This is a genomic window from Limnohabitans sp. (genome assembly GCF_017848645.1).
GTDB lineage: Bacteria > Pseudomonadota > Gammaproteobacteria > Burkholderiales > Burkholderiaceae_C > Limnohabitans_A.
In genome coordinates this window covers 1-13,726 of the sequence record NZ_JAFEIF010000063.1, presented here as the reverse complement: position 1 = coordinate 13,726, position 13,726 = coordinate 1, and the positions used below count along the sequence as shown (strand labels likewise).

The window sequence follows — 13,726 nt, the reverse complement described above, 5'->3', positions numbered from 1 at the left end:
CCCGCCCACCCGGCGCACATCGATGCGGTGGTGTTGACCCATGCACACCTGGACCACAGCGGGTACTTGCCCTTGCTGGTGAAAAACGGTTTTCGCGGTCGGGTGCATGCCACTGCAGCAACATGTGACCTGGCCAGCATCTTGCTGCCCGACAGCGGACATATCCAGGAAGAAGACGCTTTTTTTGCCAACCGCCACGGCTTTTCCAAACACGCCCCGGCCCTGCCGCTGTACACCAAGCAAGAAGCCATCCACTGCCTCAAACAATTGCACGCCGAGCACCAGGGCCAATGGTTCGAACCGATCCGCGGCTGGAAGGCCCGCTTTCAGCCTGCGGGCCACATCCTGGGTGCGGCCAGCTTGCTGCTGGATGTGGGCGGGCGGCGCATTCTGTTTTCTGGCGATTTGGGCCGCCCCGACGACCCACTGATGAACCCGCCCGAGCCACCGCCTCAGGCCGATACGTTGTTGATCGAGTCCACCTATGGTGACCGCCAACACCCCAAGGAAAAGCTGTTCGAAGAACTCGGGCCGCTTTTGAAAAAACTGGCCGCTCGCGGCGGTGTGGCTGTGGTACCTGTCTTTGCCGTGGGGCGGGCGCAGGCCGTGCTGCACACCATCGCGCAGCTCAAGGCTGCGGGGGAAATACCCAAAGGTTTGCCGATTTTTCTGGACAGCCCGATGGCCATCCACACCACGGCCTTGTTTCAGCGTCATCCGGGCGAGCACCGCCTGAGTGCGCAGGAAGTGCGCAACATGGACCATGTGGCCACCATGCTGGAGACCCCGGAGCAGTCCAAATCACTGGCGCGGCGGCACGGTCCGATGGTGATTCTGGCGGCCAGTGGCATGGCCACAGGCGGGCGCGTCTTGCACCACCTGGCGCAGTACGCGGGCGACCACCGCAACATGGTGATCCTGACCGGTTACCAGGCCCCGGGCACGCGCGGTGCGTCGCTGGCGAGTGGCCGCAGCACCATCCGCATCCACGCGCAGGATGTGACGGTGCGGGCCGAGGTGGTGCAAATCGAATCGGCCTCGGCCCATGCCGATGCCAACCAGCTGCTGAGCTGGCTGCACAAAATGCCCAGTGCGCCCGGGCAGGTGTACGTGGTGCACGGCGAGCGCGAGGCATCTGACATGCTGCGCCAGCGCATCGAGCACGAGATCAAATGGCGTGCGCTGGTGCCCGAGCAGGGCTCGGTCTGGCCGCTCTGAAGACGCTCACCCTTTTGGGCAGATCAGAGAAAACGGTCCAGCAATTTGCGTGAGTGTTTGTCCATGGCCGCCAGGTCGCGGATCATGTACTGCACGCCATTGGCATCGTTGATCAGCAGCACGGTACCGGTCAGGCGACGGATGTCTTCTTCGCCTTTGAGCATGAATTGCGTGGCACCCCGGTCGGTTTGCACCGACCAGGTGCTGGGCGTGACCAGGCTGCTCACGGTGTCCAGGCGCAGGATTTGTGGCAAAAACTCACGCTCGTCCAGCGCCTCGCGCAGCGTGGCTTGCAAAGCAGGCGCGAGCGCCGAGAGGTCGGGCACCCAGTGCAGCTCATGCCCGTCGGCATCCATCAGGGCCACGCCTTGGTCTGGGGCCGACACGGGGTAGGCGCGCAAGGCGGTTACGGGGCTGTGGCGCGTGCCGTCGGCCAAGACCAGCACCCAGCGGCCAAAGGCGTCGCGTTGCAAATCAAACGGGTTCATGCGCTCACCTTCTTGTCCTCGTCGCTGCCGCCCAGCACCGCCTCGGCCTCGGCCTGGCGCTGCTGCGCTTCGTACAGACGCCAGTAAGCGCCTTGGGCCTCCATGAGCGCGTCGTGTGTGCCCTCTTCGACCACCACCCCTTTGTCCATGACCACCAAGCGGTCGGCCTTGCGCAAAGTGGACAAGCGGTGCGCGATGGCAATCGTCGTGCGCCCGCGCACCAGGTTGTCCAGCGCTTTTTGGATCTCTTTTTCGGTCTCGGTGTCCACGGCCGAAGTGGCCTCGTCCAGGATCAGGATGCGCGGGTTGATGAGCAGGGCCCGCGCGATCGAAATGCGCTGGCGCTCACCACCCGACAGGCCCTGCCCGCGCTCGCCCACCAGCGAATCGTAGCCCTGGGGCATGCGCAAAATGAACTCGTGGGCGTGCGCGGCGCGGGCTGCGGCCACGATCTCTTCGCGCGTGGCATCGGGCTTGCCGTAGGCGATGTTGTCGGCGATGGTGCCGAAGAACAAAAACGGCTCTTGCAGCACCAACCCAATTTGACGGCGGTAGTCGGCCACCTTGAGTTGGCGGATGTCGGTGCCGTCGAGCTCGATCGCCCCCTCGCTCAGGTCGTAAAAGCGGCAAATCAAATTGACCAGCGTGCTCTTGCCCGATCCGCTGTGGCCCACCAGACCGATCATTTGGCCGGGTTGGATGTCGAGGTTGAGCTGGCGGATCACGGCGCGGTTGCCGTAGCGAAAGCTCGCATCACGCAGCGTGATGTGACCTTGGACATGAGGCGGCAAAGCCACGGGCTGGAGCGGCTCGGGTACGCTGGAGACATGGTCGAGGATGTCAAAAATCCGCTTGGCCCCAGCGGCCGCTTTTTGGGTGTTCGAGACGATGCGGCTCATGCCATCGAGGCGGCTGTAAAAGCGCCCGATGTAGGCCAAAAACGCGGTCAGCACACCGACGGTGATCTGGTCGTCAGACACCAGCCAGATGCCAAAGCCCCAGACCACCAGCAAGCCGATTTCGGTCATCAGCGTCACCGTGGGCGAGAACAGCGACCAGACGCGGTTGAGCCGGTCGTTGACCTGCAGGTTGTGCGCATTGGCTTCCTTGAAGCGCTGGGCTTCGCGGTCTTCCTGCGCAAAGGCTTTCACCACCCGGATGCCGGGGATGGTGTCGGTCAGCACATTGGTGACCTCGGCCCAGACACGGTCGATTTTCTCAAAACCAGTGCGCAGTTTTTCGCGCACCACATGGATCAACCAGCCAATGAAGGGCAGCGGCAGCAGGGTCACCAAGGCCAAAGTGGGGTTGATGTAAAACAAGATCACCGCCGTCATCAAAATCATCAGCACGTCGGTGGCAAAGTCCAGCAGGTGCAGCGACAAAAACACGTTGATGCGGTCGGTTTCGCTGCCAATGCGCGCGATCAAATCGCCCGTGCGCCGGCCGCCGAAATACTCCAGCGACAGTTTGAGCAAATGCTCATAGGTGGTGGTGCGCAGATCGGAGCCGATGCGCTCGGACACCAGCGCGAGGATGTAGGTTTTGGCCCAGCCCAGGCCCCAGGCCAGCAAACCCGAAGCGAACAAACCCAGCAGGTACAGGGACACCAAACCCGGATCGATGTCGGCCCCGTTTTGGTAAGGAATCAGCACCTCGTCCATCAGGGGCATGGTCAGGTAAGGTGGCACCAGGGTGGCCGCGGTCGAGGCCAGGGTCAACAAAAAGCCCGCCAGCAAAGAACGCTTGTAGGGCCGTGCAAAGCGCCAGAGCTTGAGCAAGGTCCAGGTGGACGGCGGGTTCAGGTCTTCGCGGCTGCAGACGGGGCACTCGTCATCGTCTTCAGACAAGCTCGCTTGGCACACCGGACACACCGACACATGGGCCGACTGCAAAGGCTTGCCTTGCAGGTCGGCGGGCACACCGCTCAGGTTTTGGGCACGGTGGCTTTGCTGCGCCTCAAACTGCGACACCCAGCGAAACACTGCCTCTTGCAGCCCCAAAGTGAAGCGCCACACGGCCAAGCGGCCTTGCGCATCACTGAGCTCGAGCTGCCCAACCCCGGCGTGGTCGGTCTGGCGCAGTCGCTGGCCATCGGACAAGTGCCAGCTTTGCCATTTTTTTTCACTCAAACTGGCCGTGAGGATACGCCGATCGGTCAAAATCAAGGCGATTTTGTGGAACTTCAGTGCCGCATTGAGGTCAACCAAAACCCAGGCTGATGCGTTTTCATCGGGTTCCATCCTCGATTGCACTTCTGCTTGCCACTCGTCCGGCACAACCGAACGCCAAGATGCAGAAGAAAGTACTGAAGACATGAAGGCTGAACCCCAAAAACCCGTCGCGCCCCGGTGGCGCGACGAAAAAAAAACACATCGACCCGGTTGAAACCGCCTGCACAAGCCATGCACCTGTTGAACCTTGAGCTTCCAGCCCAACTGCTGGCCACCCCCGCGATCGAGCAACGATTCTATCGCTGCACCCCACAAGCATGAGCGCACACCCCACTCCCCACGCCATCCAGTTCCTGCGCATGACCCATCTGCGCGGCCCCAACATCTGGACTTACCGCCCCGTGATCGAAGCCTTGATCGACATCGGCGATCTGGAAGACTGTCCCTCCAACACCCTGCCCGGGTTCGCCGAGCGTCTGGCAGCCTGGCTGCCCGGGCTGGTCGAGCACCGCTGCAGCGTGGGCGAGCGCGGCGGCTTTTTGAAGCGGCTGGAAGAAGGCACTTGGCCCGGCCACATCCTGGAGCATGTGGCGCTGGAGCTGCAAACCCGCGCCGGCATGCAAACCGGTTTTGGCAAAGCCCGCGAAGCCGGTCCTCGGGGGGTTTACAAGGTCGTCATCCGCACCCGCCATGAAGCCGTGAGCCGTCAGGCCCTGCTGAGCGCTCGCGACTTGATTTTGGCCGCCATCGCAGACCAGCCCTTTGACGTGGCCAGCCACATCGCCCAACTGACCCAAATGGTGGACAGCCTGTGCATTGGCCCCAGCACCGCCAGCATCACCGATGCAGCCGCCGACCGGGGCATCCCGAGCATTCGCCTCAACGATGGCAACCTGGTCCAGCTCGGCTATGGCCAGCGCCAGCGCCGGATCTGGACCGCCGAGACCGACCGCACCAGCGCGATTGCCGAAGGCATCTCCAAAGACAAGGACCTGACCAAGCAGCTGCTGAGCATGTGCGGTGTGCCCGTGCCCGAAGGCCAGATCGTCGACAGCCCGCAAGCGGCCTGGGCAGCGGCCCAGGACATTGGCCTGCCGGTCTGCGTCAAGCCCACCGATGGCAACCATGCCCGGGGCGTGTCGCTGGAGCTGTCGCGCCAGGAGGACATCGAGGCGGCCTACGGCATCGCCCTGGCCGAAGGCAGCGAAGTCATTGTCGAGCGTTTCATCCTGGGCGAAGAACACCGCCTGCTGGTGGTCGGTGACCAAGTGGTAGCGGCCAACAAAGGCGAGACCGCCAGCGTGGTGGGCGATGGCGTGCACACGGTGCAAGCGCTGATCGAGCTGCAGATCAACTCCGACCCTCGCCGCGGCGAGGAAGAAGACTTTCCGCTGGACACCATCCGCCTGGACGAGCACACCACCTCGGTGCTGGAGCTCAAGCGTCAAGGGCTGAGCGCCGACAGCGTGCCCGAGGCGGGCCGCAGCGTGCTCATCATGCGCACCGGCAACATGTCGATGGACGTGACCGACCTGGTGCACCCCGACGTGGCCGCACAAGCGGTGCTGGCCGCCCGCGTGGTGGGCCTGGACATCGCCGGGGTGGACCTGGTGGCGCAAGACATTGCCAAGCCACTGGGGCCACAAGGCGGCGCGGTGGTCGAAGTCAATGCCGGCCCAGGCCTGCTGATGCACCTCAAACCCGCCACAGGCCAGCCGCGCCCGGTGGGCCAGGCGATTGCCAACCACCTGTTCAAACCCGAAGACAACGGCCGCATTCCAGTGGTGGGCCTGATGGGCGATGGCGACACGACCCGGGCAGCGCAATTGCTGGCCTGGTTGCTGCACCTCAAGGGCCTGCACACAGGGCTGTCGTGCGCCAACGGCTTGTTCTTGAACCAACGCCAGCTGCCCACGCAGGACGGCATGGATTGGGCGCAGGCGCAGCGTTTGCTGATCAACCGGGGCGTGCAAGCGGCCGTGTTCGAAAGCGATGCCCGCCACCTGCTGGCCCAAGGGCTGCCCTATGACCGCTGCCAGATTGGCATCGTCACCCGCATGCCCCGCGCCACCGGCCTGGACGATCTGTACCCAGGCGGGGACGAAAAAATGCCGGGCTACATTCGCACCCAAATCGATGTGGTGCTGCCCGAGGGCACGGCCGTGCTCAACGCCGCCGAACCCGAAGTCGCGGCACTGGCCAAGCATTGCGACGGCAGCGTGCTGCTGTACGCCGACGATGAACACAACGCCCGCCTGCAAGCGCACCGCAGCGAAGGTCAACGCGTGGGTTTTTGGCGCGAAGGCCAGCTGGTGCTGGCCCAGGGCCCCAAAGAGCACCTGGTGCTGTCAAGCCAACGCCCCGCCGTGGCACGGCTTTTGAAAGCTGGCAGCCTGAACACCCACGACATGCTGGTGGCCGCTTGCGCGGCCTGGGCCCTGGACATTGGCACCGACCTGATCCGTGCCGGGATCAAAAGCTACGGCAGCTTGCCCACCGCCTGAAGCAGGCCCACCTCGCCACCTTACCCCCTGGAAATACCCTTCATGCAAGTCTCCCGCATTCGCGCTTTGCGTGGCCCCAATCTGTGGAGCCGCCACACCGCCATCGAAGCCATCGTCAGCTGCACCTCGCAAGACAGTGGCCTGTCGGCGCAGCACCCGGTTGAGCAGCAGCTGCGGCGCATATTCCCCGAAGTCGGACCTTTTGACGGACAGCGCCCAGGCGAAGCGGCCACGCTGGCCCACGCCTTGGAAAAAGTCACCCTCAGTCTGCAGGCGCACGCGGGCTGCCCCGTGTCCTTCAGCCGCACCACGCCCACCGAAGAGCCGGGCGTTTTTCAGGTGGTGGTGCAGTACACCGAGGAAGTTGTGGGCCGTTTGGCACTGAGCCTGGCCGAGCAGCTGTGCCAGGCCGCCTCGGCCGGTTCCAGCTTCGACCTGGAAGGGGCGATTGCGCAACTGCACGAACTCGACGAAGACGTGCGCCTGGGGCCTTCGACTGGGGCCATTGTGGACGCGGCTGTGGCACGCGGCATCCCGATCCGTCGCCTGACCGATGGCAGCCTGGTGCAGTTTGGCTGGGGCGCACAGCAGCGGCGCATCCAGGCCGCTGAGACCGACACCACCAGCGCCATTGCCGAATCCATTGCACAGGACAAAGACCTGACCAAAAGTCTGTTGCATGCCGCGGGCGTGCCCGTGCCCATGGGTCGCCCGGCCAAGAGTTTGGACGAGGCCTGGGCCATTGCCCAAGAGATCGGCCTGCCCGTCGTGGTCAAGCCACAGGATGGCAACCAGGGCAAAGGCGTCTCGGTCAACATCACCGCTCGCCAGGCTTTTGACAACGCCTACGCCACCGCCGAGCGTTATGGCACCGTGCTGGTGGAAAAGTTTTTGCCCGGCCACGACTACCGCCTGCTGGTGGTGGGCAAACAACTGGTGGCTGCTGCTCGGCGCGAGCCGCCGCTGGTGGTGGGCGACGGCAAGCACACGGTGCGTCAACTGGTGGACCAGGTCAATGCCGACCCCCGCCGTGGCGAAGGCCACGCCACCTCGCTGACGAAAATCCGTTTTGACGACATCGCCATCGGCCGCCTGCACGCGCAAGACCTGGAGCCCGAGTCGGTGCCCGCCAAGGGCCGCCGCGTCATCCTGCGCAACAACGCCAACCTGTCGACCGGGGGCACTGCCACCGACGTGACCGACGAAGTGCACCCCGAGGTCAAAGCCCGCGTGATCGCGGCGGCGCAAATGGTGGGCGTGGACATCTGCGGCGTGGACGTGGTGTGTGAATCGCTCTCGCGCCCGCTCGAAGAACAAAACGGCGGCATTGTCGAACTCAACGCCGCACCGGGCCTGCGCATGCACATCAGCCCCTCCTTTGGCAAAGGCCGGGACGTGGGCAATGCGGTCATTGACCACATGTTTCCGGATGGCGGCAACGGCCGCATCCCGGTGATCGCCGTGACCGGCACCAACGGCAAAACCACCACCGTGCGCTTGACCGCGCACCTGCTCAAAGCGCAGGGTCTGCGCGTGGGCATGACCAACACCGATGGCGTGTATGTCAATGGCCGTCAGACCGATTCGGGCGACTGCAGCGGCCCGCGCAGCGCCCGCAATGTGCTGATGCACCCCGATGTGGACGCTGCCGTGTTCGAGACCGCCCGGGGTGGCCTGCTGCGCGAAGGCCTGGCCTTTGACCGCTGCCAGGTGGCCGTGGTGACCAACCTGGGCGCGGGTGACCACTTGGGCCTGAACTACATCACCACACTGGAAGACCTGTCGGTCCTCAAGCGCGTGATCGTACTCAACGTGGACCCAGCGGGCATGGCCGTGCTCAATGCCAACGACCCGGCCGTGGTGGCCATGGCCCGGCACTGCCCGGGCGATGTGACCTTTTTTGCGCTCGACCCCAACCACCCCGTGCTGGCCACGCACCGTGCCCAGGGCAAACGTGTGGTCTATGTGGAAGACGGTGCCATCGTGGCCCAAAAGGGCAAACAGGTGTTTCGCATCCCGCTCAGCCAAGTGCCACTCACGCGCCAAGGCCAAATCGGTTTTCAGACCGAGAACGTGCTGGCCGCCGTGGGCGCGGCATGGGCTGTCGGTGTGCATTGGGACGCCATCGCGCAAGGCCTGGCCACTTTTATCAGCGACATCCAGGGTGTGCCTGGCCGCTTCAACCTGTTCGACTACCGGGGTGCGACCTTGATCGCCGACTATGGGCACAACCCCGATGCCATCGCCGCCTTGGTGCAGGCGGTGGACAACATGCCTGCGAACAAGCGCGTGGTGGTCATCAGCGGTGCCGGAGACCGCCGCGATCAGGACATCCGTGACCAGACACAAATTCTGGGCAAGGCCTTCGACGAGGTGCTGCTGTACCAAGACGCCTGCCAACGTGGGCGCGAAGACGGTGAGGTGATTGGCTTGCTGCGCGAAGGCTTGCAAGGCGCCTTGCGCACCACCCATGTGCAAGACATTCAGGGTGAATTCAACGCCATCGACACCGCCCTGTCGCGCCTGTCACCCGGCGATCTGTGCCTGATCTTGATCGACCAGGTGGAAGAGGCTTTGGCCTACATCAACGAAAAAGTCAACGCCAGCAAAGGGGGCTGAATGCCCCCCGCCGGGGCTCAAACCATCGGGTTCATCAGCAAGGCCAGTGCCACACTGGCCTTGAACGCCCCCACCCAAAACCACCACCGCCACACCGTCGGCGGCTGCCGCTCGACCAGCCCATGGAGCCAGCTACCCAAGAGCAGCGACAACAACAAGGCCAGCAGCATCCCCAGCGCATTGGCCCACAGCGCATCCGGCCAGTACGCGGTGACAGCGGCATTGACGGCCAGGCTCACGCCAAAGTGGATCAGGAACACCGAATAGGACACGCCAGACAGCCATTGCACAGCAGCCTTCCAGCGTGAGGGCCCGATGGCCTCGCCCCCAAACCAGAGCTCAGGCACTGCCACCAAGAGCGCTGCCACGCCCCAGGCCACCGCGATGCGCGAGCGCGGCTCCAGCCACCAGGCCACACTCCCCACCAGCACCAGCATGACCCCCATCATCCAGAATCGGGCTTGTGCACCGCCCCTGGCCCATGCGGCTTGCCGACGGGCCTCCCAAGCGAGCAGGCCCACACCATAAGAACCCCAGAAATACACGCCCAGGTCGTCCAGATCGGCGTCCAGATTCCACCACCACAAAGAGGCACAGACCAGCACCCACCAAAGCGCCCAGCGCCGCGCATCACCCCAGTGCGCCCCATCCGCTCCTTGAACGCTCGCAGGCACAGTCTGTGCTCGGGGCCAGGCCTTCAGCAGCACCAGACACCCCAAGGCCATCGCATACAGCTGCAAGTCGATCGCCACATACCAAATGCCGGCCGACAAGGCCTCGAGGTCCAGTACGTGCTGCAGGAGCGCGACATGCGCCAGTGCCTGCCCCCAATCGGGCGGGGCCGAAAGACTGGCGTGCTCAAAACCGGGCCGCACCCATTCACTGACCAGCACAGTGAAGCTGAGTGCAGCCAACAAGGGAATGACCAGGCGCAAATAGCGCTGCCAAGTCAGCTTCAGGGCCTCGGACAGGTCCAGCGTCGCGTACCGCGCCAAACTGCCTGCCGTGAGAAACCCGGCACACACCAAGAAGAACTGCACCGCCAGTCGGCCATGGTCATAGAGCCAATGCACCACCCCGGGCCAGGCTGCGGCCACCACATCCGACATGGGTCCGTAAAACGCCAAGTGGTGCAACACGATCAACAAACAGCCTGCGGCTTTGATCGCATCGATCAAAAAAGAACGCCCCGAAGGGCGCTGCGCAGTGTGGGACAAGGGCCGCTCAGGCGGTTGCCATCACAGGGCCAGGCGGGCGCGAGCGGTTTGGTACTGCGCCTTGAACTGCGCCACCAACTCTGCCGTGCTTTGCACCGACTGAATCGCGCCAATGCCCTGGCCGCAGCCCCAGATGTCTTTCCAGGCTTTTTTGGCGTCACCACCAAAGTTCATCTTGCTGGGGTCGGACTCGGGCAGGTTCTCAGGGTCCAGGCCCGCCGCACGAATGGATGGGGCCAGGTAGTTGCCGTGCACGCCGGTGAACAGGTTGCTGTAGACGATGTCGTCGGAGTTGCTGTCCACGATGGCTTGTTTGTACGCGTCGGCTGCACGCGCTTCGTGCGTGGCAATGAAAGCCGAGCCGATGTAGGCGAAATCCGCGCCCATGGCTTGGGCCGCCAAGATCGCGTCGCCCGTGGCGATCGAGCCGGACAAGGCCACCGGGCCGTCGAACCACTGGCGAATTTCCTGGATCAAAGCGAACGGGCTTTTGACGCCCGCATGGCCACCGGCACCCGCGGCCACGGCGATCAGGCCGTCCGCACCCTTTTCAATCGCTTTGTGCGCGTGCTTGTTGTTGATGATGTCGTGCAGCACCACACCGCCGTAGCTGTGGGCGGCGGCATTGATCTCTTCGCGCGCGCCCAGTGAGGTGATGATGATCGGCACTTTGTATTTCACACACATGGCCATGTCGTGCTCAAGACGGTCGTTGCTCTTGTGCACGATCTGGTTGATGGCAAAGGGCGCTGCTGGTTTGTCAGGGTTGGCCTTGTTGTAAGCGGCCAGGGTTTCGGTGATCTCGATCAACCACTCTTCGAGTTGCGCGGCAGGACGGGCATTCAATGCGGGCATGGAGCCGACGATGCCGGCCTTGCACTGCTCAATCACCAGCTTGGGGTTGCTGATGATGAACAGGGGCGAGGCAATCGCGGGAAAGGGCAGGTTCGCCAGAACGGGGGGCAATTTAGACATGTTGTCTCCTCAAATTATTGTTGGAATCGATTTCAGAAAGCGTCCAGTGCCATCGCGGTCACGCTGCCAGCACCTTCGACGATGCTGTCGCGGATGCCGGGGGCTTTGGACAGGATGTGGTCGGCGTAAAAACGCGCGGTGGTCACCTTGGCGGCCATGAAAGCGGCGTCTTGGGCTTGCGCCTCGGGTGTAAGGGCCACCAGCAAGGCGCGGCCCATTTGCCAACCGGCCATCAAATTGCCCGCCAGCATGAGGTAAGGCACGCTGCCTGCAAACACGTCGTTGGGGTGGGCCTTGGTGTTGCCCGCCACAAACTCGACCACGTCCACAAAAGCTTCGCGGGCGGCTTTGAGGCGACGGGCCACGGCCTGCGCATCGGCGTTGCCAGAAGCCGTCAATTCGCTTTCGGTCTGGGCCACTTGCGCGGCCAAGGCTTTCGCAGTTTGCCCTCCGTCGCGGGCGGTCTTGCGGCCCACCAGGTCGTTGGCCTGGATGGCGGTCGTGCCTTCGTAAATCGTCAAAATTTTGGCGTCGCGGTAGTACTGCGCCGCACCAGTCTCTTCGATGAAGCCCATGCCGCCGTGCACCTGCACGCCCAAGCTGGTGACTTCCAGGCTCATCTCGGTGCTATAGCCCTTGACCAGCGGCACCATGAATTCATAAAACGCCAAGTTTTGTTTGCGCACCTCGGCATCGGGGTGGTGGTGCGAGGCGTCGTAGGCCGCAGCGGCCGTTGCCGCCATGGCGCGGCAGCCCTCGGTGTAGGCGCGCATGGTCATCAGCATGCGGCGCACGTCGGGGTGATGAATGATGGGGCCAGCAGCGGGCAAGCTGCCGTCGACCGGGCGACTTTGCACGCGGTCGCGAGCGTACTGCACGGCACGTTGGTAAGAGCGCTCGGCAATCGCGATGCCCTGCACACCCACAGCGTAGCGAGCAGCGTTCATCATGATGAACATGTATTCGAGGCCACGGTTTTCCTGGCCCACGAGGAAGCCCACGCCGCCGCCGTTGTCGCCAAACTGCAGCACGGCAGTGGGGCTGGCCTTGATGCCCATCTTGTGCTCGATGCTCACGCAATGCACGTCGTTGCGATCGCCCAATGAACCATCGGCCTTGACCATGAATTTGGGCACCACGAACAGGCTGATGCCTTTGACGCCTTCGGGTGCGCCCACCACACGGGCCAGCACCAGGTGCACGATGTTTTCGGCCATGTCGTGCTCACCGTAGGTGATGTAGATCTTGGTGCCGAAAATTTTGTAGGTGCCATCGGGCTGAGGCTCGGCGCGGGTGCGCACGGCGGCCAGGTCGGAGCCGGCTTGCGGCTCGGTCAGGTTCATGGTGCCGGTCCACTGTCCGGAGATCAGCTTTTCCAGGTAGGTGGCTTTGAGTTCGTCCGATCCTGCGGTGAGCAAAGCTTCGATCGCACCATCGGTGAGCAAGGGGCACAGCGCAAAGGCCATGTTGGCCGAGTTGAGCATTTCCCCGCAAGCCGCGCCAATGGTTTTGGGCAGGCCTTGACCACCAAAGTCGGCGGGGTGCTGCAGGCCTTGCCAACCGCCTTCGGCGTACTGCTGATAAGCCTCTTTGAAGCCAGGCGTGGTGGTCACGCCGCTGCCGTTGTGAAACGACGGGTTCTTGTCGCCTTCCCAGTTCAGGGGCGAGATCACGTCCTGGTTGAGCTTGGCGCACTCCTCGAGCACGGCTTGGGCGGTTTCCAAACCAGCGTCTTCAAAACCGGGAATCTGCGCGATCTGGTCAATGCGGGCCAGATGCTCGATGTTGAAAAGCATGTCCTTGAGGGGGGCGATGTAGCTCATGGTTTATCTCTGTTCGTTGAAAGAAAGATTGAATCCGCCACTCAGGCGGCGAATGTTCGTACGCCCCTCGGGAAGAGGCCTGGCGCGGAGCTCGATTCGCCACTCAGGCAGTGGCCTGCGGCGGGGCTCAGAGGCGCTTAGCTTTGCCACATCGCCCCGCCGCAGGCCTCTGCCTGAGCGGCTGCGTTGCGGCTGACTGGACCGGTTTTGGCTTTCATGCACAACAGCAAAACCCAACGCAACTTGGCTTGTCTTTTGACGCAGCATGAAAACGGCATCCAATGCAGTGCGCCGGGTTCGGTGGCCGGGGCTGGCGATGTGGCAAAGCGAAGCGCCTCTGAGCCAGCCCCGGCCACCGGACCCGGCGCACGGAAAAAAAATGGACCCTGTTTCAGCATGAAAGCGCTCCAGGGCCCGTCACAAGATCAAAGTGCCTGTGTCAACTCAGGCACAGCCGCAAACAAATCGGCTTCGAGGCCAAAGTCGGCCACGCTGAAGATGGGGGCTTCAGGGTCCTTGTTGATCGCCACGATCACCTTGGAATCCTTCATGCCTGCCAAGTGCTGGATCGCACCCGAGATGCCGCAAGCGACATACAGCTGTGGCGCCACGATCTTGCCGGTCTGGCCGACCTGCAGGTCGTTGGCGGCGTAGCCTGCGTCCACCGCTGCGCGGCTGGCACCAATCGCTGCACCCAACTTGTCAGCC

General features: G+C 63.4%; 9 protein-coding genes. 3 read left to right on the top strand and 6 right to left on the bottom strand.

All coding sequences use genetic code 11. From position 1 onward, the window contains the following. Positions 1-1,218: MBL fold metallo-hydrolase (locus QZ190_RS13795; protein WP_291917262.1), on the top strand; the 1,218-nt coding region annotated here is incomplete at its 5' end. 23 nt (positions 1,219-1,241) lie between these two features. Here QZ190_RS13795 and QZ190_RS13790 read toward each other — a convergent pair. Continuing rightward, positions 1,242-1,706: a DUF1854 domain-containing protein gene (locus QZ190_RS13790; RefSeq protein ID WP_291917260.1), complete on the bottom strand. Its 465-nt coding sequence runs from the start codon at positions 1,704-1,706 to the stop codon at positions 1,242-1,244. Then, on the bottom strand, positions 1,703-4,024 hold the full coding sequence (locus QZ190_RS13785; protein WP_291917258.1) for an ABC transporter ATP-binding protein: 2,322 nt from the start codon (positions 4,022-4,024) through the stop codon (positions 1,703-1,705). The genes QZ190_RS13790 and QZ190_RS13785 overlap by 4 nt, the downstream gene beginning before the upstream one ends. 173 nt (positions 4,025-4,197) lie before the next feature. Between QZ190_RS13785 and cphA (QZ190_RS13780) the strand changes: the two genes are divergently transcribed. Together cphA (QZ190_RS13780) and cphA (QZ190_RS13775) are read left to right on the top strand one after the other, a co-directional pair. Continuing rightward, complete coding sequence (cphA, locus tag QZ190_RS13780) at positions 4,198-6,384, top strand: cyanophycin synthetase (RefSeq protein WP_291917256.1); 2,187 nt, start codon at positions 4,198-4,200, stop codon at positions 6,382-6,384. A 42-nt stretch (positions 6,385-6,426) separates the two neighbouring features. Beyond that, positions 6,427-9,003, top strand: a complete 2,577-nt coding sequence (gene cphA / locus QZ190_RS13775; RefSeq protein WP_291917254.1) for a cyanophycin synthetase — start codon at positions 6,427-6,429, stop codon at positions 9,001-9,003. 17 nt (positions 9,004-9,020) lie between these two features. Here cphA (QZ190_RS13775) and QZ190_RS13770 read toward each other — a convergent pair whose 3' ends face one another. The 4 genes from QZ190_RS13770 to QZ190_RS13755 form a co-directional block, all read right to left on the bottom strand. Further along, entirely contained in the window at positions 9,021-10,220 is a 1,200-nt protein-coding gene (locus QZ190_RS13770; RefSeq protein ID WP_291917252.1) for an acyltransferase family protein, read from the bottom strand. A 21-nt stretch (positions 10,221-10,241) separates the two neighbouring features. Continuing rightward, on the bottom strand, positions 10,242-11,195 hold the full coding sequence (locus QZ190_RS13765) for a nitronate monooxygenase family protein (RefSeq protein ID WP_291917250.1): 954 nt from the start codon (positions 11,193-11,195) through the stop codon (positions 10,242-10,244). 32 nt (positions 11,196-11,227) lie between these two features. Beyond that, positions 11,228-13,018, bottom strand: coding sequence for an acyl-CoA dehydrogenase (locus tag QZ190_RS13760; protein ID WP_291917248.1), 1,791 nt, complete (start codon positions 13,016-13,018; stop codon positions 11,228-11,230). 425 nt (positions 13,019-13,443) lie between these two features. Further along, positions 13,444-13,726: FAD-binding protein (locus QZ190_RS13755; protein WP_291917246.1), on the bottom strand; the 283-nt coding region annotated here is incomplete at its 5' end.